This window comes from Streptomyces sp. DF42 (assembly GCF_058267695.1).
This window is the reverse complement of the sequence record NZ_CM177859.1, coordinates 8900800-8920854: the sequence shown is the minus strand read 5'-3', so window position 1 is coordinate 8920854 and position 20055 is coordinate 8900800. Positions and strand designations below refer to the sequence as shown.

At 69.7% G+C, this 20055-nt stretch carries 15 protein-coding genes; 5 read left to right on the top strand and 10 right to left on the bottom strand.

Translation table 11 applies throughout. The annotated features are described in order from the left end of the window. Positions 1-2: 2 nt before the first annotated feature. From ACYUED_RS41050 to ACYUED_RS41025, 6 genes are all read right to left on the bottom strand, one after another. Positions 3-947, bottom strand: a complete 945-nt coding sequence (locus tag ACYUED_RS41050) for a glycoside hydrolase family 191 protein (protein WP_491289480.1) — start codon at positions 945-947, stop codon at positions 3-5. 6 nt (positions 948-953) lie between these two features. After that, positions 954-1868 carry an NAD-dependent epimerase/dehydratase family protein gene (locus ACYUED_RS41045; RefSeq protein ID WP_491289479.1) on the bottom strand — a complete coding sequence of 305 codons (915 nt, stop codon included), beginning with the start codon at positions 1866-1868 and terminating at the stop codon, positions 954-956. Beyond that, positions 1865-2602 (bottom strand): nucleotidyltransferase family protein, encoded by a 738-nt coding sequence (locus ACYUED_RS41040; RefSeq protein WP_491289478.1) that lies wholly within the window; start codon positions 2600-2602, stop codon positions 1865-1867. The genes ACYUED_RS41045 and ACYUED_RS41040 overlap by 4 nt, the downstream gene beginning before the upstream one ends. A 35-nt stretch (positions 2603-2637) precedes the next feature. Next, the gene (locus ACYUED_RS41035; protein ID WP_491289477.1) at positions 2638-3960 is read right to left on the bottom strand and encodes a hypothetical protein; all 1323 of its coding nucleotides are present in this window, start codon (positions 3958-3960) and stop codon (positions 2638-2640) included. Between the two features lie 92 nt (positions 3961-4052). Then, positions 4053-5627 (bottom strand): GT4 family glycosyltransferase PelF, encoded by a 1575-nt coding sequence (gene pelF / locus ACYUED_RS41030; protein WP_491289476.1) that lies wholly within the window; start codon positions 5625-5627, stop codon positions 4053-4055. Positions 5628-5641: 14 nt separating this feature from the next. Then, complete coding sequence (locus ACYUED_RS41025) at positions 5642-7537, bottom strand: Agd3-related carbohydrate-binding protein (RefSeq protein ID WP_491289475.1); 1896 nt, start codon at positions 7535-7537, stop codon at positions 5642-5644. Positions 7538-8007: 470 nt separating this feature from the next. Here ACYUED_RS41025 and ACYUED_RS41020 point away from each other — a divergent pair, with 470 nt between their 5' ends. After that, positions 8008-8739 carry a TetR/AcrR family transcriptional regulator gene (locus ACYUED_RS41020; RefSeq protein ID WP_491289474.1) on the top strand — a complete coding sequence of 244 codons (732 nt, stop codon included), beginning with the start codon at positions 8008-8010 and terminating at the stop codon, positions 8737-8739. 192 nt (positions 8740-8931) lie between these two features. Then, positions 8932-9969 carry a UDP-glucose 4-epimerase GalE gene (galE, locus tag ACYUED_RS41015; RefSeq protein WP_491294664.1) on the top strand — a complete coding sequence of 346 codons (1038 nt, stop codon included), beginning with the start codon at positions 8932-8934 and terminating at the stop codon, positions 9967-9969. Here the strand turns inward: galE and ACYUED_RS41010 are convergent. Continuing rightward, positions 9917-11737, bottom strand: a complete 1821-nt coding sequence (locus tag ACYUED_RS41010) for a glycoside hydrolase family 15 protein (protein WP_491289473.1) — start codon at positions 11735-11737, stop codon at positions 9917-9919. The two genes, galE and ACYUED_RS41010, sit on opposite strands and share 53 nt — an antisense overlap. Before the next feature lie 155 nt (positions 11738-11892). Next, positions 11893-13140 (bottom strand): FAD-dependent oxidoreductase, encoded by a 1248-nt coding sequence (locus tag ACYUED_RS41005; protein ID WP_491289472.1) that lies wholly within the window; start codon positions 13138-13140, stop codon positions 11893-11895. 208 nt (positions 13141-13348) lie between these two features. Between ACYUED_RS41005 and ACYUED_RS41000 the strand changes: the two genes are divergently transcribed. The 3 genes from ACYUED_RS41000 to ACYUED_RS40990 are packed head-to-tail and all read left to right on the top strand — an operon-like array spanning position 13349 to position 17057. Continuing rightward, positions 13349-14662, top strand: coding sequence for an exopolysaccharide biosynthesis polyprenyl glycosylphosphotransferase (locus ACYUED_RS41000; RefSeq protein ID WP_491289471.1), 1314 nt, complete (start codon positions 13349-13351; stop codon positions 14660-14662). Positions 14663-14673: 11 nt separating this feature from the next. Then, positions 14674-15894, top strand: a complete 1221-nt coding sequence (locus tag ACYUED_RS40995) for a carboxylate--amine ligase (RefSeq protein ID WP_491289470.1) — start codon at positions 14674-14676, stop codon at positions 15892-15894. Then, the gene (locus ACYUED_RS40990) at positions 15891-17057 is read left to right on the top strand and encodes a glycosyltransferase (protein WP_491289469.1); all 1167 of its coding nucleotides are present in this window, start codon (positions 15891-15893) and stop codon (positions 17055-17057) included. The genes ACYUED_RS40995 and ACYUED_RS40990 overlap by 4 nt, the downstream gene beginning before the upstream one ends. Positions 17058-17063: 6 nt before the next feature. On the opposite strand, the gene ACYUED_RS40985 is transcribed toward ACYUED_RS40990, so the two are convergent. Next, on the bottom strand, positions 17064-17837 hold the full coding sequence (locus ACYUED_RS40985) for a polysaccharide deacetylase family protein (protein ID WP_491289468.1): 774 nt from the start codon (positions 17835-17837) through the stop codon (positions 17064-17066). After that, positions 17834-19987: a glycosyltransferase gene (locus ACYUED_RS40980; protein WP_491289467.1), complete on the bottom strand. Its 2154-nt coding sequence runs from the start codon at positions 19985-19987 to the stop codon at positions 17834-17836. The genes ACYUED_RS40985 and ACYUED_RS40980 overlap by 4 nt, the downstream gene beginning before the upstream one ends. Positions 19988-20055: the final 68 nt, after the last annotated feature.

Genomic DNA, 20055 nt, shown 5'->3' with positions numbered 1-20055 from the left:
TTTCACGGACACGGCGGAAGAACCGCATCCAGGTCACGCACCGTCACATATCCGGCAAAACGCTCTTTCCGGTAGTTGCGACAGGCGTCGGCAATGTTCGCCGGGCGCTTTGCGTAGTCGACTGCGAACACGATCTTTCCGGCTCTCCGCAACGCGCGCGTCGCGCGCAGTTTCGGCGCGCAGAAATCTTCGGTGCAGGGGACGTCGGTGGCCTGGAAAAACAGGCCTTCCACACCGATCCCGTCGATGGCATGGAGATAGCCCGGGTAGTGCTGCAGTTCCGGAGCGTTCAGCGGGAAAACCCAGAATCCAGGTTTGGCTGCTTTACCGTACGCGCTGATCCGCCTGATCAGAGCGACCATTTTCGCAGCCAAGTCGCTCTTGCTCTCGCCAGGCACCCACGCCGGGTTGATCTCGTCATAGGCCACCACGGTGTCAAGGAACACACCATCGAACCCGGCGGCTATGGCCCGATCCACCCGCGGCTTGATCGCCTCCTGCCACCATCGCTGATCCCAGTACTTCACGAAGTACTCACCGGGCCAGTCCGACCATTCATGGATGATGAGATCGGGGTTTCTCTTCGTGAAGCTCGGAAAATCAGGCCGGAACCATTCGAGCGAGCCGATCTCGAAGTACGCAAGGACCCTTTTCCCGGACTGCTTCAGTCGGCTGATCTCGTCCGCCGTGAAATATGATCCCCCTGCGTCCCTCGCCAGGTCGATGACGGCCAGTTGGTACGGACCGCGGGCCAACTCGTCGAGGTTCCCGTTCTTGTATCCCTGAAGCTGCACCACCGCATTGGTGATGTCGTCCGGGTTGTCCGGAGGGGGTGTACTGGCGCGTGTCCTGGGCAGTTGGTTCGTACCCTGAGCCGTGAAACAGCCCGCGAACACGACGATGCAGCATGTGAAGAGAATTGCTCTCAAGATCCGCTGCGATTTCACGGGGACTCAGCCTTCCCAGCTCGCCCTGATCGATGCTTCGAGGTCGCGGACGGGCTTCCAGCCGAGCACACTGCGGATCCTGTTCACGTCGGCGGCGATCCACTGCACCTGGCGCGAACGCGCAGGTGCCCCTGCGGACTCGTGTACATGCCCGGTGAACCCCGCGACGCGGGCAAGCAGCGCAACCGCGTCACGCGCCTTGACAGCGACACCACTGCCGACGTTGAACACGGGCTGCGGCAGGCGATCCGCCAGCGCTGCCTCACCGATCGCCGCTGCGACGTCCCGTACGTCGACGAAGTCCCGGTAGGAGTCCAGCGGCCCGAGCGTGACGCCGTCCGCTCCGTTTCTGAAGGCCGTGCGGATGCCCTGCGCTGCGCGGCCGAGCAGGTTCTCGGGCGGCAGTCCGGGGCCGACCGGGTTGAACACCCGCAGCGCCACAGCGTCCAAAGACCCCTCTCGGGCGGCGAGTTCGATCAGCCGGGTACTCGCCAACCGCGTCACCCCGTACGCGCTCACAGGTCTGCCCGGCTCATCCTCGCCGACCAGCGTGCCGCGGGCGACTTCGCCGTACTCGGCCGCCGAACCGAGCACCACCAGCCTCGCGTCCGGAACGACGATCTTCATGACGTCCAACAGGCGAGCCGTGACCAGAGCGTTCGACTCCATCAATGCGACGGTGTCGCCGGACAGCCGACCTGCGCAGTTGATGACGACATCGGGAGCGATCCGCTGCAGCAGCACGGCGAGTTCGTCGGCGGGCCCGTCGACCAGGTCGTGCCGAACCCAGCCGGAGTCGTCCGACCGCTGCTGCCGGCTCGCCCTGATGAGCGCGCCGACGCGCACGTCGTGGGCTAGGAACTCAGCGGCCGCGCGGCCGAGGAAACCCGACGCGCCGAACAGCAGCACTGTCGCGGTCATACGACCACTTCCTCGGCGGCCGGGATGGCCGGCAGCAGTGTGGAGCGCTTTTCCTGGAAGCTGCGGTTGGCTGCCTCGTAGTCGTCCGGGCAACCGATGTCCATCCAGTAGCCGTGGAAGTCGTAGACCCTTGGCTTCTCGTCACAGGCCAACAGGTCGAGCACCAGCTGGTCGAAGCCGAGAGGCGTGTTCTTCGGATACCGGGCGAGCGTCCTGCCGGAAATGGCGTACACGCCCATGCTGACTCCGTAGGACAGCGTCGGCTTCTCGCTGAACCTGACGAGGCGGTCGCCGATCGTCTCCAGCGTGCCGAAGTCGATTTTGACCTTGCGCTGGTAACTGGCGATGGTCAGGGGCGCACCCGACCTCTCGTGGCCCCTCAGGAGCGAGGCGTAATCGAGGTCGGTGAGAATGTCGCCGTTCATCACCAGAAAATGCTCGGGCAGCCGGTCGAGGAAATTGAACAGCGGTCCGATGGTGGACAGCGGCTGGTCCTCTTCCGCATAGTCGGCCGTCACGCCCCAGCGTGCTCCGTCGCCGACGAATGCGCGGATCAGTGAGCTGAGGTGCCCCACCGCGAGCGTCACCCGCCGAAAACCCTGGGCCCGGAGCTGCTGCAGGATGATGTCGATGATGGCGTACTCGCCCCCGATCGGCATCAGCGGCTTGGGGAGTGCGGTGGTGTAGGGCCTGAGGCGCACCCCACGGCCCCCTGCGAGGATCACGACATGCATGACATGGCCTCCTTGGAAATGAAGTCTGCTCCGGATCACCTGTAGTGATGGACATCTCCGATGTTCAGCCGCAGAGCCAACAGCAGCAGCGTGAGCAGAACGGCACAGCTCGCCAGGAAGATCGGCACCTCCCCATAGGGTGCGAAATAATGGGACAGCGAAATCGTGGCGGCGATGTTCAGTACGAGCACCGTCCCCGTGATTTCCAGAATCGAGCGGAAGTGGCCATGATTGGCCGTGATGAAGCCGATGAAATAGGCTCCGCCGAGCATCAGATACGCACCGAGGAGCAGCCCGCCTCGCGGGGTGAGATGCCCGGCCACGGAAAGGGATACGAGCAAGAGGCTGCCGAGAGATGCCACAACCAGGATGCACAGCAACATCTCGCGCAGCAGCAGGCGCCACACACGGTGCTGGAAATCGGTGGTCGTTCGTGCACGCTGCACCAGCTCGACGGCCTCGAGGTTGAACCTGTGCGTGCGCCATTCCACGGTTCCCATGCCCAGCACCAGCGGAGCCATCGCGAGGGCGAGGTCCAGCGGCGCCGTCACGAAGGGGACGGTGTTGTACAGCAGGAACGTTGCGGACAGCATCGCGTAGCCGATGCAGGGCAGCACGGAGAACAGCGCGGAGGCAAAGGGGGCCGGCTGTGCCCGGTCACGCGGCTGCCTCGCCGGTCCAGTGGCCCACCATGCCACTCCCGCCGACAGCGCGCATGAGCCGACGCCCGTGATCAGCACGGCTGTCGCACGGCCGGCGTCGTACCCGTGAGCGAGGTAGGTCCCGCCGGCGACGAACAGGGGCAACGCGATCACCGCAAGGCACCACTCCATGCGGTAGAAGACCAGCACGCCGGACGTGAGCTGGAAACTCATCTGCAGTACGACGAATGCGACCAGCCCTGCTGCCCCTTCGCCGGTGGCCGCGAGCACGGTGGCGTCCGCCACCGCCATGCCCAGTCCGATGACGCCCAGCCAACGCCACAGCCGCGCAGCCGACTGCGGGTATCCCTGCCCCAGCAGCCGGTAGGCGGCAACACTCGTGCCCATGCCCCAGATCCAGCCCAGGGAGGTGGCCATCAGCATTCCGCGCACCAGCGCGGGCTCACCGATGGCGACGAGCAGCGCCGGATACACCGCGCCGGGTGCCGCGTAGAGCAGGCCGTGCGTCAGCAGTACCAGCCGTCGCGGCTGATGCGCGGACGTTTCACCCGGGGACGGGGCCGTGCGGGCGGGCAGACGCCGGAACACCTCCCCGGCCAGCGCGAAGACATCCTCGCGGCCGTACGTGTCAAGGGCATCCTGGTCGGTCACCCCCTGGCGTTCGAGCAGGGTGGCCGTGTGGAGCTCGTCGACCACGACCGGCGGGATCGGCGCCAGTGTCGCCGTCAGCTGCCCGACCGGGTCGGCACGGCCCGACCCGCCGGGGTTCGCATACCCGTTGACCCGTTTCATGGGATCGCCATCCTCTCCGGGTCCGCAGTACGGCGGATTTCGGAACGCGGGTCGGGCACCAGGTCGTCGTACATCTGGCGGTAGCCGTCGTTCCACTGCGCCAGCGTGAACTTCTCCAGCACCCGCGCCCGCGCGGCGGTGCCCAGGCGGCGCCGCAGTGCGGGGTCACGGAGCAGCCGCACGCATGCCTCTGCCACGGCGGCCTGATCGCCGGGCGGCACGAGGATCCCCGCATCCCCGACCGCCTCCGAGACACCGCCGACGCTGGTGCAGACCTGCGGCCGTCCCGTGGACATCGACTCCACGACGGTGTACGGGAATCCCTCCGACACGCTGGTCAGCACGGTCAGATGGCCGGCCTGGTAGGCGTCCACCTGACGAGGCACCCTGCCCTCGAACACCGCGGCGCCCGACAGCCCCAGCTCCTCGACCAGCGCCAGACAGCTCGCGTGGTAGTTCTTGTTCTCCCTCGGGACCGGACCGAAAATACGCAGTCGGGCTTCGGGAACCTCGCGCCTCACCAGGGCGAACGACCTGATCAGGGTGTGCAGGTCCTTCAGCGGGTCGATCCGTCCCACGAACACGATCGTCGGGACGTCCGGCTCCCCCTCGGCCACCGGGTAGTCGGCCGGGTCGATGCCGTTGTACATGGTCCGGATGCGGGCCGGGTCGGCTCCGCCGTACAACTGCCAGCGCCGGTTGTACTGGGAATGCGGGGCCAGCACGTCGACGGCGCGGTAGGCCGCCACCGTCATCGCACGGCAGAACCGGAGCATGAGCAACTGGCCTGCGTCCGGATGCGGTTCGCGGAGCATCTCCATGTACCGCTCCCGGAGATAGACGCCGTGTTCGGACATCACCATCGGAGTGCCGTATGCCCATTTGCTGGTCAGGCCGACGAGGACACTGGACCCGCACATCGCGGTGTGACACACGTCCGCGGCGATCGGGGGGCGGGAGAGCGGGCGCAGTGCGTGCTCCATGAGGTCGGCCGCGGTGAACGCGTCGTACAGGGAGAGCGGGCCGCCGTGCCCGGCCGCGTCGGCCGGACCGTCGCCGTTGGCCTCCTGCCACGCCCGCGCCATCCGGTCCAGCGCGTCATTGGAGACGAACACCGTTCGGACATCGCCGACTTGGGCGTAGTCGTACAGGGCCCGCGCCATGAACAAGAATGATTCTGCAAGCCGACGGTCGTGGTCCGGGTCCTGCACGGGAGGACGCATCAGGATCCGCAGGAAGTTCTCGTGGGCTTCGACGACCGACTCCGGTGGGCGGCCGCAGGAGGGCTTCGGCGGGGCCCACATCGGCAGGTTGACGACCTCGGTGAGGTTGTCGGGAGTGGGCCAGACGCTTGGTTCCGTGCCGTCCACGGTGAGCGCCACGACGGTGAACGAATTCTGCGGCATGCCCCGGATGATCTGGTCGCACCACAGACTCACCCCGCCGGGGTGGTAGGGGTAGGTGCCCTCGGCGACCAGCAGGACACGCAGCGACCGGCCCGCGCGGTCGGGAGCCAGGTCCGCATATCGAGGACCGCCGTCCTGCCCGGGGCGGCCCCGGCCTCGATTCACCCGTACCGGAATGGTCATCGCGGCCTCGCAGTGAGGGTCACGGTGTCGCCCTTGCTCAGACCGAGCCGGGAGACGGTGTCGGAGCCGTATCGCTCCGCCTCATCCGGACCGTGCTGGTCGGAGTCGGTCGCGGGCCTGGTCGCAACGCCGGTGATGAACAGGGAACCGTGGGCGGTCGGGGTGTATGTGATGGCGTTCGTGACCCGGTTCCATATGGCGTCCTCATGGCTCTTGAGCTCGGCGAAATGACTGGTTCGGGCTTCGACGTACTGCGCGAGGGTGAGCCAGTCGGGATTTTCCAGCGGAACCCGGAAGTACGCGCTGTACTTGGCCAGCAGGGCCTGCAACCAGTCGAAGACGAGACACCTGCCGGGCGCGTACTGATGCGCGTTGCCCTGGTGGAGGGTGTGAGCGTAGACCGATCCGGTCATCAGATGCACCAGAGCCAGGTCGGCCTCGTGTTCGATGGCCTTCTTGTAATAACTCGCCGTGTTCTTCTTGCCGTTCGAGTGGGGGTAGTAGTTCTCCACCTGCTCTCGGGGCGTGGTCGCCTCGAAGGCGATGTCGACCGGCCAGTCCGGAACCACCATGACGTCCGGCTGCAGTGGGTGGCGGATGCCGCAGTTGAAGCAGCCGGGCTTGTGGCTGGGGAAGGACAGGTCGCCGTGCAGGTATTTGACACCGAGATCACTCGCCGCTTGGAGCAGTGCCCTGTTGGAGGCTTTGAGACCGTGGTCGACGACCGGCGCGGTCGGTGAGTTCGCTCGGGTGGGATATGCACCGAGCCCTGAGTACTCCGGGGGCTTGAGCACCGTTGTGGGCACCTGGAGACCGATCGCCGCTGCCCTGGTGAGGTTGTCCTGGATCTCGTGGTAATTGCGGTCGTACGATGTCGTGTTCATCGCGGGATGGGTCAACGTGTGGCTGATCCAACGGAATTGGTCCTTCAGACAGCGGCTGTAACTCGTCAGTCCGTCCGGCGTCTTCCCGGGATGGCACATCGCCGGTGCGGCCGGGTTCAGCAGGCTGCCGTTGTAGGCAAGGTTGAGCTTGAAACCCGCGGCGAGTGAATACCGGCGCCCGAACTCGGCCTGCTCCCGGCTGAGTACCAGTGCTTCCGGGCCCGTCAGGCGGAACTTCGCGGCCGGGCCGCGCGCTGTGGACGTACCGTGCAGCGTGGTGAGGAACCAGTCGTCGATGTCGACGTTGAGCCAGTGTCGCTGCTCGCCGAGGAAGACGCCCCTCGTAGCCCACCGGACCAGCCCGAAGCCGAGCAGGTCACCCGCCACGTCATCGGGCCCGACGGCGAATCCCACGCCGAGCTCCTCCCGGCCGTCCGTGCTGGAGAGCGAGCCGACGACCGAGGAGCCGAGGGTCAGGAGTGATTGCGCACGGCAGCCCGCCTTCGGCGTCGAGCGGTACACGTAGCTGTTGATCAGCGGGATGCGCAGGCCGGGTGCGAGGTAGTCGAAGATCTTCCGGCCGCTGTCGGTCAGCCCGACATCGACCGGCGCGGTGCCTATCGGCCCCTCGGATTCGGGACGCAGGCAGGGGGAGCCGACCGCGGCGGCGTTCAAGGAGGCCTGCCGCACCTTGTAGGTGCGTTCGTAGGCCCACAGGACGTCCCACTCCGCATTCGTGACGGTGCTCGCACCCGCGGCATCGGTCAGTGTGCTGTTGGACAGCAGGATGGCGTTGTATCTGCCGGTGCCGTCCGGGCGTACCAGCGTGTGCGCGTCGAACCGCTCGTTCTTCGTCAACAGGATGTCGTAGGGCGTGCCTATCCGGTCCAGGATCGCCCGCCATCCCGGCAGGCCGTAGTCCCGGGCATCGGTCGCGATGATCAGCTGCCTCAGCGCGACCCGGTCGCCCCGCTTCACCGGGGTCGCCGGAACCGCGTCGCTGCGCACCGGCACCAGTTCCTTCCTCGGAACCGGCGGTGCGGGCGGAGTCGCTTCCGTGCCCGGGCTCAGGGGGAAACCCGAGGCCGCCCGCCCGACGGTCGCTCGGGGCGCCACTGCGAGCGTGATGATCAAAGGGATGACAGCGACCGCAATGGCCAAGAGGACCAGCGGACCGCGAGGCTTCCTGATAAGGGCGCTCAATTTCATCGAACATCCTCGAGCGACTTGTTCATGCGGTCACGGTGTGGACTGCGCCGGAGCTCATCTGCAAACCGGTAAACTTACGTCGTATACGCCCACTTTGCTCCTATATGCACGAATGGCCAAGCGGGAGGAGGGAAGCGACAGGACGACCAGAGGTCCCGAGTCGTCCATCTGGTATATTTACGATGTAAACGTACAACCTACAGTGAAAGGTACATACCGTCAAGGCAAAGGCTCTGCACCAGGGCGGTGGCCGCTGGAGGAGGCCCGGGATGGCGAATGGCTCTAGGGCCGACGGCCCGGCCCTCCGCGCCGGCGATCGCGGGCGCCCCGGCCGGCTCAGCCACGAACGCGTACGGACCGCCGCGCTTGACCTGGTGGACCGCGAGGGCCTCCCGTCACTGAGCATGCGCCGCCTCGGCACCGAGCTCGGCGTGGAGGCGATGTCGCTCTACCGGTACGCCTCGAGCAAGGAAGCCCTGCTGGACGGCCTGGTCGATGCCCTGTATCGCGAACTCGAGGAACGCCTGATCACCGAGGACCGCCCGGGCGCGACACCCGGCACGCCCGCCTGGCGCGCCGAACTCCACCGAATCGCCCGCACGACGTACGACATCTGCCTCGCCCACCCGCATGCCGTCCCGCTGCTCACCACGCGCGTGCCGGCGGCCCCGCCGACCTGGCGGCCGACCGCCGTCCTGCGGGACCACGAGAGGGTGCTCCGGCTGCTGCGCGACGCCGGGCTCGACGACGTCCGCAGCGCCACCGCCTTCCAGGCGATCACCGCCTGGCTCCTCGGTTATGTGTCCGTGGAGCTGCGCCCCGCGGTGGACGACCCCGACGAACCGGATCCGGCATTCCGTCTCGGACTGCACCGCTTGTCGGCCCACGAGACGCCCACGCTCCGCGAGACCGCCACCGCGCTCGCCGAGCGGGTCGGACCGGACGGCCTGGCCGCCGGGCTGGACGCCCTGCTCGACCGGTTCACGCGGGAGCAAGCATGAATGTCCTCGGCGCGACCCTCCCTCTTGACACCTACGCACAAAGGGGTAAAAGTCGTATACATACAACGTAAACGTACTGGCGGTCGCAGTCGGGAGCCTGGTGCCATGACACGGAGCGAGCCGGTCTCAGTGGTGCCGTCCCCAGCGGCGCGAACACCGGCGGATCGCCCGCCGCCGGGCCCTCCGTCGACGATCCTCGTGACCGGCGGAGCCGGTTTCCTCGGCAGCCACGCCTGCGTCGAACTGCTCGACCACGGCTACGAGGTGATTGTGGTCGACGACTACTCCAACAGCACCCCGCATGTCCTCCCCCGTGTGGAACGCATCGCCGGCCGCTTCGTGGGCGCCGTCTACGAGCTGGACATCCGTGACCGGTGGGCCCTGTCCGCCGTCTTCGACCGGCACCCCGTGGACGCCGTGATGCACTGTGCCGGCGTCAAGGCCACGGGGCCGTCGACCCGGATACCCGTCGAGTACTACGACACGAATGTCGGCGGCACGACGGCCCTGCTGCGCACCATGCACGACCACGAGGTGCACCAGCTCGTCTACTCGTCCAGCTGCTCGATCTACGGCGATGCCGGACCCGGGCCGCTCGACGAGCGCACCCCCGCTCGGCCCACCAATCCGTACGCGGTTTCCAAGTGGCTGTGCGAGCAGATCCTCGCCGACGTCTGCCGCCTGCACCCCGAGTACTCCGTGCTGTGTCTGCGCTACAGCAACCCGACCGGCGCACACCCCAGCGGGCTGCTCGGCGAGGATCCCCCCGGCAACCCCGACGACCTGATGCCTTATCTCGCCCAGGTGGCCATCGGCCGACAGGCTCGGCTCAGCATCTTCGGCGGGGACTACCCCACGGACGACGGCACCGCGGTCCGGGACTACCTTCATGTCGTGGACGCGGTCGAGGCACACCGCGTCGCGCTCGACCACTTCGGCGACGCACCGGGCCTGCACGTGTACAACCTGGGTGCAGGCCGGGGCACTTCGGTACTGGAGGTCGTCGCCGCGTTCTCCGAGGCGAGCGGCAGGACGATTCCGTACGACATCGAGCCCCGCCGTCCCGGGGACGTGGCCGAACTCGTCGTCGACGCGAGCGCCGTGGCGCTTGACTGGGGCTGGCGGCCCACCCGGGACCTGACGGACATGTGCCGGGACGCGTGGCGGTTCGAGCAGCTCAAACCGGACGGTTACGCGGGCGTCGCGAGCCGTCCGAACCCGAAGCGCTGAGCGCGAACGCCGTCTCCACCAGGGCGATATGACTGAACGCCTCCGGGGCGTTGCCCAGTTGGCGGCCGACGTCCGGATCCCACTGTTCCGAGAGCAGGCCGACGTCGTTGCGGACGGCGAGCACCCGCTCGAAGACCTCCCGGGCCTGTGCCGCGTGGCCGGTCGCGGCGAGGGCGTCGGCATACCAGAAGGAGCACGCCACGAACGTGCCTTCGGTGCCCGGCACGCCGTCCCCGGGGGCACCGTCGCCGCTCGTCGCGTACCGCCGTACGAAGCCGCCGTGGCTCAGTCTCCGCATGGCGCGGACGGTTCCGCGCACCCGCTCGTCCCAGGCCGGCAGGAAGCCGAGCCGGGGCATCAGCAGGGCCGAGGCGTCCAGGGCGGAGGAGCCGTAGGTCTGCACGAACGTCCGCTGCCGAGCGTCCCATCCCTCCCGGCACACCTGGCGATGCACCTCATCGCGCATCGCGGACCACTCCCCCGAGGAGCCGTTGCGGCCGAGCAACTCCCCCATCCGCAGGGCACGGTCGGCGGCCACCCAAGCCATGACCTTGGAGTGGACGAACTGCCGTCCCGGCCCACGCACCTGCCACAGCCCCTGGTCAGGGTCCCGCCAGTGGCGCTGCAGATAACCCATCATCGCCTCCACCAGGCTCCACACATGGGCGGGCATGGGGATCCCGGCCCGCAGCGACAGACAGAGGGCGTCCAGGACCTCGCCGTAGACGTCCAACTGGAGCTGGTTCATCGCGGAGTTGCCGAACCGGACGGGCCGCGATCCCTCGAAGCCGGGCAGCCACGGCGCCTCGGTCTCCGGCAGCAGGCGCTGTCCGCCGACGCCGTACACGGTCTGCAGGTCGGCGGGGTCGCCCGCGATGGCCCGGACCAGCCAGTCCAGCCAGGCCTTCGCCTCGTCGCGGTAACTGCTGCGCAGCAGACAGTTCAGGGTCAGGGTGGAATCGCGCAGCCAGCAGTAGCGGTGGTCCCAGTTGCGCTCGCCGCCGATGCATCCGGGCAGCGACGTCGTCGGCGCGGCGACGATGCCGCCCGTGGGTGCGTAGGTGAGCGCCTTCAGCGTGATCAGGGAGCGCACCACGGCGTCCCGCCACGGTCCGGTGTAGCGGCACTGAGCGCTCCAGCGCCGCCAGAAGTCGGCGGTCTCCTTCAGCAGCGTCTCGGCCGGGACGCTCAGCGGCGCTGGTGACTCCGGCAGATGGGACGGCGACCATACGAGCGTCAGTGCCAGGCGTCGGCCGGCCGCGACGGTGAAGTCGTACACCAGGGAGTCCGCGCGGTCGAGCGCTCGTACCGGGCCGTCGGCGTCCAGCCAGACGGCGTCCGGGCCGGCGACCGCCACCGTGCACTGGTCGACGGCCCGGATCCAGGGCACCACCCGGCCCTGGTGGAAGCGCAGCCGCAGCTCGCTGCGCAGAGAGACGGTGCCGGAGAGTCCCTCGACCACCCTGACCAGGCAGGGAAGTTGGGCGCGGGGCGGCATGAAGTCGGTGACCCGTACGGTTCCTGTCGGGGTCTGCCACCGGGTGTCCAGGACCAGTGTGTCGGGCCGGTAGGTCCGCTGGGTGCAGCGCCCGCGGGCCACGGGGGCGACCCGCCAGAAGCCGTTGTCCTCCGTGCCCAGCAGCGCGGCCAGACAGGCCGGCGAGTCGAAGCGGGGCAGACAGAGCCAGTCGACAGAACCGTCCCTGCCGACCATGGCCGCGGTCTCCAGGTCGCTGATGAGGGCGTAGTCCTCGACGGGAGCACTCATGATCGCCAGTCACTCGGTAGTCGGGACGCCAGGAGCAGTGCGTCGAGCCACATCCCCGATCACCGCCGTGGCCAAGTCGTATATTTACGACGTATACATATATCTTCGCGCCGTGCGGGCCCGGAGTCAACCCGGAACACCCGCACGGCGGTCGGTCACCGGTATCCGTTGCCGGCTGCCAGTGCGGCGCTGATCCGCCGGGCGGTGAATCCCGTGCCGCACACGAAACGCAGCAGCGGTCCGAAGGTGGGTGCGGCGGCCAGGCCCGCGAAGTACAGACCCGGCACCGATGCCTGGAAGTCGGCGGACAGCTGCGGCGCACCGGCCAACTGGGGCGGATCGGCGGCGCACTTGCGCACCGCCCGTCCCAACTCGGGGCTCAGCAGCTCCACCCTGTCGATGTCGACCAGGTATCCGGTTCCCGCGATGACGTGGTCGGCGTAGAGGGTCTCCACGTCTCCGCCCGCATTGCGCACCTTCAGCAGCACCCCGCCGTTCCGACGCGCCGCCGAGTGGAGGCTGCGGCCGGACAGCACCGGGACGGTGCCCTGCACGCGCTCCCGCAGCCACCATGCACCGGACGGCCCGAGGACCGTGCGCAGCAGGTGGGCACGGATACGGGCCGGCATGTGCCGGATGGCCCCGGGGCCGCGACTGCAGACCACCAGCGGCCACCCGGTACCCATCACGGCCTCCGGCCACAGCAGCCGGGCGTGCAGCGAACGGTCCTTGGCCCAGTCGGCCTCGGGGGGAGGACCGAAGGACGGACGGGTGCGGGCGACCACGGTGGGCTGCGCTCCCGTCTCGTGCAGCAGAGCCGCGGTCTCCAGGGCGGACTGCCCGCCTCCCACCACGACCACTCGCTTGCCCGCGAACACCGACAGGTCGGTGTGATCCGCCGTGTGGGAGACAAGGCCGTCCTCCCGCTGCAGCCCGGTCAACTCGCGCGGGACGTACGTGAAGGGGTTGACTCCGGTGGCGACGACGACAGCGGGAACGGTGAATTCCTCCCCGGAGGCCAGCGCGACCCGGAAGCGGCCGTCCGGGGGGCGGTCGATGCGGCGCACCGCGGTCCGCTCCAGCTCAGGGGCGCAGTTCTGCTGGAACCAGAGCCCGTAGCGGACGAATTCGGGCAGCGGCACCGGTTCCCGCTCGCGGCCCGGGTGGCGCCCTTCCTGGGCCCGGAATTCGCCGAGCCCGTACCCGGGCTCGGGGGCGGAGATCGACGAGGAGAACGGGGACGACTTGAGGTACATCTCGCGCGGCATGTGCGAGCGCCAGCCCTCCATCGGTTCGCCGAAGATCCGGTACGGCACTCGGCGGGCCTGGAGGTGGGCGGCGACGGCGAGCCCATAGGGGCCCGCTCCGACGACGGCGACTTTGGCGTGGGCTGAAGGCTTCATGGCGTGCGGGCCCTTCCCATCGACGACTTCTTGACTATTGCCCGATATGGGGCGTATGTATATATACATCGTAAACATACGCGATAGGGCAATCAAGACGGTCCGAGAGGTGAGGTAGCGAGCCGTGGTCGTCGTAAGCGATACGACCAGCACCCGACCGGCGAAGAGCGCGGGAAGGACGCGCAGGCGTCGCCGACGCGGTTCTTCGGTGCCGGTCCTGCTCGTGGCCGACACGGTCGCCGCTGCCGCCGCCGCGGGCGGTGTGTATCTGCTCTTCCACCGCTGGTTGGTCCCTGCCGTGCTCGTCCCGCTGTGGCTCCTGCTGCTGGCGTCACAGCGGGCGTACGGGCCCGATGCCGACGCGGAGTGCTTCCGCCGGGTTCTGCGGGCGGCCTGCGCGGCCTGCGCCGTGGCCGGCGCCGCATGGTGGTGGGCACCGCGCGACGAGCTGCTGCACGACGCGTTGATCGCCGTGCCGCTCGCCGCCGGGATGACGCTCGGGCTTCGCCAACTCCGGCAGGCGAGGATGCGCACCGGCGGGGGCCGGGGCCGCAGCCCCTGTCGTGTCCTCGTGCTCGGACCCGTCGAGTCCGCGGTCGAGTTGACCGCGGCACTGCGCAGAGGGCACGACCCCAGGCCTCAGATCGTCGGCGTCTGCCGCACCGGCCGTGCGGCCCCCGAGGGCGATGGCGTCGACCTGCTCAGCGCGGTCCGACGATCCGGCTGTGACGCGGTCATCGCACTGCCGGGCCCCGACCTGGGCGCCGAGAGGCTGCGGCGGCTGTCCTGGGAGCTGTGGGCAGTGGGCGTCGACCTGATGCTGGCGCCGGTCCTCGCAGATGTCACGGCCCGCAGGCTGGTTCTGCGTCCGGTCGCCGGCGTGCCCCTGCTGCAGCTGCGAGCACCCGGACTCCCCCCGCTGCCCCGCGTCCCCAAAGAGCTGACCGATCGTCTGCTGGCCCTGATCGGCATCCTGCTGCTGGCTCCGCTGATGGTGGCCATCGCCGCCTGGGTACGGCTCGACAGCCCAGGACCCGCGTTCTTCCGGGAGCGCAGAATCGGGCGCGACAGCCGTGAATTCACGCTTCTGAAGTTCCGGACGATGCACCGTGGTGCGGATCGGCGCAAAGCCGAGTTCGCCCATCTCAACCGCTACGGCAGCGACCGGTACTTCAAGATCACTGACGATCCGCGCATCACCGGAGCAGGGGCATTCCTGCGCTCGTCCTCACTGGACGAGCTGCCGCAGCTGTTCAACGTGGTGGCGGGCCATATGTCCCTCGTCGGTCCGAGGCCACTGGTGAAGGACGAGGTCGCCGCCCTGAGCGAGGACGGCAGTCACCGCCTTCTGGTGAAGCCGGGAATGAGCGGGCTGTGGCAGGTCAGTGGCCGCTCCTGCCTGCCGACCGAGGAGCGCGACCGGCTCGACGTGAGCTACGTCGAGAACTGGTCGCCCGCCCTGGACCTGTCCATCCTGCTGCGGACCCCTTCCGCAGTGGTGCGCCGAACCGGCGCCTGCTGACAGGAGCCCCCATGAGCGACCAAGTACCGGCACTGCTCGTCAAGTTGGGGCGCTTCCCCCAGCTCCACGGCGGGCTGGCGGTCGTACGCACCCTGGGTCGCACAGGCGTCCCCACGTACGCCATGGTCGAGGACCGCTTCACCCCGACCGCCCTCTCCCGCCATCTCGCCGGCCGCTTCGTCCACCCGACGACCGGTGCGGAGGATCCGGAGGAACTCGTCGCGGCACTCCTGCAGATCGGCCGACAGATCGGGCGCCCCACGGTCGCCGTCGCGGAGGGTGACGAGGCCGCCGTGCTGCTGGGGGAGAACGCCGATCGCCTGGCCGAATGGTTCGTACTGCCTCCCGTGCCGCCCACGCTCCCCCGCAGGCTGGCCAGCAAGGAGGGACTGCACCAGATCTGCCAGGAGCACGGGGTGCCGACTCCCCGGACCCGATCCCCGGCCGACCGGACCGAGTTGGTCTCGGTCAGTCGTGAGTGGGGCTTCCCGGTAGTCCTGAAAGACCGGGAGGCGTTCACCAAGCTCAACGGCTCCGCCATGGGCCACACCACCGTCGTGCACGACGAGGACGAGTTGCTCGCCAGATGCGGGGCGACCGAGTCCCCCTCCGTCATCGTGCAGGAGTACATCCCCCTCGAGATCGCGGAGGAATGGTTCACCCACCTGTACTGCAGCGCAGGCGGCATCCCCCGACTCGTCTTCACCGGCCACAAGTTCCGCTCCTGGCCCCCCAGGACGGGCCTCACCACCAGAGCCTGGGCCCGGCCCAACGCCGCCCTCTCGACTCTCGCCGGCGAACTGTGCCGTGCGATCGGCTACTGCGGGATCGCCGACCTCGACTGGCGGTTCGACCGGCGCGACAGCCGCTACAAGCTGGTGGACTTCAACCCTCGCTTCGGACAGCAGTTCCGGCTCTTCAGCACCGCGCGGGGACTGGACGTTGTCCGGGCGCTCTATCTGGACCTGACCGGCCACCGCTTTCCGGACGAGGCGCAGATCCACGGCCGGGGCTTCATCGTGGGCAATCTGGACGCGGTGTCGGCCACGGTGACCGCTTGGCGCGACCGCCGACTTCCGGCGGCCCTGCCCCGGCACAACCTAGAGCGGGCCTGGCTGAGCCGGGACGATCCCGTGCCCGCCGTCGCCGAGGCGGTCCGCTTCAGCGGCACCGTGGCACGGCGGGTCACAAGACCGCTGCGGGTATTGGCACAGAAGGGCGTGGCGCCGTGAGGCGGACCATTCTGCACATTGCGCAGTCGAGCGAGGCCGGCGTCGCCCGAGTGGTCACGGACCTGGCCGCCGGGCAGTGCGCGCGCGGTGACCGGGTGGTCGTGGCATGTCCCATGGCCGGCACACTGCCCCGGACGGCCGGACAGTGCGGGGCCCGAGTGGTGCAGTGGGACGCCGTACGCTCCCCCGGCCCGGCGCTCTGGCGCGAAGTGGCCGGAGTGGGGCACATCGTGGGCATGGTGCGTCCGGACGTGGTGCATCTGCACAGCGCGAAAGCAGGTCTCGCGGGCCGCATGGCGATACGCGGGCGCCTCCCCACCGTCTACCAGCCGCATGCCTGGTCCTTCGACGCCGTGCCCGCCGCCCTGCGGACGGCCACTGTGCAGTGGGAGAGGGCGGGAGCGCGCTGGGCGCACCAAGTGGTGTGCGTCAGCGAGGGCGAGCGCGCCCACGGGGTGGCCGCCGGCATCCGGTGCCGGTACACCGTCGTACGCAATGGGGTCGACCTCGAGTGGCTCGACCCGCCGGAACCCTCCGCGCACAGGACCGCGCGGCACCGGCTCGGCATCCCCCGCGCCGGGCCACTGGCCGTGTGTGTGGCGCGTCTTTGCCGTCAGAAGGGGCAGGACGTGCTGCTCGACGCCTGGGTCGAGGTCGAGGCCGTGACTCCGCGGGCGCGACTGGTACTCGTCGGAGGCGGGCCGGACCGTACGGTCCTGGCGGCGCGGGCATCGTCGACCGTCCGCTTCACCGGAGCCGTCGCCGACCCCCGCGACTGGTATCTCGCGGCTGATGTCGTGGTGCTGGCCTCTCGCTGGGAAGCGGGGATGGCGCTCGCCCCGCTGGAGGCCATGGCCTGCTCCCGCCCCGTCGTCGTCACCGATGTGCCGGGAGCGCGGGAATTCCTCCCGCCCCGTCATGTGCCGTACGCGGTCGTGCCGTTGGAGGAACCCGGTGCGCTCGCAGTCGCGGTGGCACGCCTGCTGGCCGATCCGACGACCAGCCGTGCACTCGGCGAGGAGGCCCGGGCACATGTCCGCCGCCACCACGACGTGCGGCAGGTCGTCGGGCGCATGTACACCGTGTACGACGACGCCCGGCATGTCTGGGCCGCGGGCACTCCAGGGCAGGACCGTGCGAGGATCGACGCCCGGCATGCATGAACTTGATCACGGCCGCTGGGCGCAGCCGATCAGCGAGTGCAGGGCCGGGCGCAGCGACGGCACCGCCCGGGACATCCGGCGGACGGCGGGGTAGCCTCGCCAGGTCTTCACGCGGAAGGTCGCGGCGACCTCGGTGGCGTTGATGTCGACGCGCGGGACGGCGTAGCGCCCGGCACCCTCGTGCACGCTGAACGCGATCTCGAAGCCGGCTTCGGCCACCGCGCTGCGGGCGGCAGCGTCGTGCGTTCCGTAGGGGTAGGCGAAGGCGCGGGCGCGTCTGCCGGTGATGTCGGCCAGCGCCGCCGCGGCATCCGACAGGTTGCGGGCGAGGGTCGCGCGGTCGGCGTTCGCCAGGTCTCTGTGATCCCATCCGTGGCATTCGACGTCCAGCCCCGCATCGGCCAGCGCGCGCACTCCGTCGGCGTCGAGCAGGGGCTCGTCCGGCATCTCGGCCATCCAGGTGGAGGTGCCCCCGAGTACGCCGCTGAGCACGAAGGCGGTGGCCGGGAACCCCAGCCTGCGCAGGACCGGCAGCCCCTCGTCCAGCAGGGCCTGATAGCCGTCGTCGAAGGTCACCAGCACGCTGCGCCGGGGGAAGGCACCGCGCAGGTACCGGCCGAGCGTCAGGGGTGTCCACCCTCGGTCGAGGAGCCCTCGCAGCTGTCGGTGCAGCGTGTCCGGCGGAACGAACAAGCAGAAGGGGTCCTGGCGGGCGGGCCGGCTGCCGACGCCGTGGTACATCAGCACGAGCGCTCGCCTGGCCGTGCCGACGTGACTCACCGTGTGCCTCCCGGATCCCGATCGTCGGCAGGGGCGCAGCCCGCTCTCACCCGACCGGCCAGCCCACGCCCGGCCCCCGCCGCCTTGGCGAGGTCGCGCACGGCCGCGGCGAAGGGGATGAGGGGCAGCGCCGTCCAGTCGCGTCGGCGGACGGCCCGGATGAGCGGCAGCGACACATAGGCCGCGAACGCGGTGGTGGCCACGGACCGGGCGTGCCGGCCCGTCACCACCGAGGCAAGGGCGCCGGCGTAGGCGAACGCCCGGACCGTGTCCCGTCCCCACAGGCGCGGGTCCGCCGAGCGGCCGTCGCCCTCGCCGTATCGGTAGTACATCGCCACTGTCTGACGCAGCGTCGGCCGCTGCTCCCAGCTCACCTCGGCGGAGGTGGCCAGGATCGCCCGGCGGCCGGCCGCGAACACGGCGCGGCCGAAGAGCACGTCCTCCGCGGTCCGCAGGTGTTCGGGGAAACCCCCGGCGTCCTGCCAGGCGGCGCGGGAGAAGGCCATCGAACGCCCGGTGGGCATGGTCGCGTCGAGTCCCCGGCCGAAGAGCCGACAGTACACGCGGGTCCAGGGTCCGGGATGACGGGCCTCCTCGGGCACTGGATAGCTCACCGCCGACATCGCCCGCGCGGCTGCTCCATGGCCGTCCGCCCGGTAGACGCCGGTGATGAGGTCGGCCGGGACGGGCTCCGCCGCCGCGGCCCGCAGCCGGTCCAGCCAGTCCGGATCGGGGTAGCAGCCCGCGTCGGTGCAGGCGATCAGCGAATTGAGCGCCGCGTTCACGCCGGCGTTGCGGCCGGCCGATATGCCCGCGCCGGGGAGCCGGAGCAGGCGGATCCGGGCGTCCTTCGCCGTCCATGCCTCGACCCGCTCGGTCGTGTCGTCGCTCGAGCCGCCGTCGACGACGACGATCTCGTCGCCGTCCTCGGCCAGTTGAGGAGCCAGCAGGCCGAGCAGCCGGTCGATCGCGGCGGCCTCGTTGAGCACGGTGGTCACCACGGAGACGGGCGCGGTCCCGGTGAGCCCCGCACCGGGCAGCCGCGCGGCCTCGGACAGGATCTGTGCCAGCCGTCCGGCGCACTCGGCCGGGCCCGGATGGGAAGCGGTCAGCCGCTGCCCCACCGCGCCCATGGCGAGGCGGGTGTCGCGGTCCGCCAAGCGCCGCAGCGCCAGGCCCACTTGGGTGGGGTCGCTGGGCGGCACGGCGACCCCTGCGGGTGCCGCACCCGGCTGCGCGACCCGGTCGGCGACGGGGCCGGGCGTGGCGATCACCGGGATCCCGGAACGCATCGCCTCCAGTGCGACGGCGCCGAACCCCTCCGGATGGGGCATGGCCGGGGTGGGCTTGGTCAGTACCGCGACCGCGTCGGCGCCGGGGATGCTCCGCCAGGCGTCCTCGATCCAGCCCGTGAAGTCGACGCGGTCGGCCACTCCCAGGCCGGCGGCCAGCTGCGAGAGCCGGCTGCGCTCGCCCGGTTCGGCCGGGTCGTCGCCGCCGACCGCGACCAGCCGCCATCGCTCGCCCCCCGGCTTGGCCAAGGCCTCGATCGCGTCGTCAACGCCCTTGTTGGCGACGATCCGGCTGAGGGTGAGCAACAGCGGGTCGTCGTGGCCGTTGAGCCGCACGCCCTGGCGTACCAGATTCTCGCGGGCAGCCTCGCGGGGCAACGCGGTGCCCTCCGGAGCGGGGAACGGTACGAGGACGGCTCGGGGATGCCGCGAGGCGGCGACCAGTCCGTCCGCCGTCGCCATGCAGTCGTCGATGAGCGCGGCCAGGAGCTTCATCAGACGGGGGTGGGTGTAGTCGTGCTTGGCCCACACGCAGCGCACTCCGGTGAGCCACGTGGCCGGGCCGCACACGCACGCCGCCTTGATCCCGTTGGCGAGGACCACGTCCGGGGAGTCGGCCCGCAAGCGGCGCGCGAACCATGCCGCGGAGGCCGCGACCGCCGCTCCGGTCCGGCCCGTCCGGTGCGTGACGCAGGGGATGCCCCGGCGGCGAAACTGCTCGCCCAGCGGCCCTTCGCCCAGCATCACCGCGTCCACGTCCAGCCGGTCTGTGGCGTCGAGGAGCGCCAGCAGCCAGAGTTCCGCACCGCCGAGGATTCCGGCAGTGGTGACCACCGTGATGCGCAGCGGACGGTTCATTTGGCCCTCCTCGATGAGGTCTTCCTGCGTGGGAACCGCAGGATCGCGGCGCCGGCCTGCCGCGGACC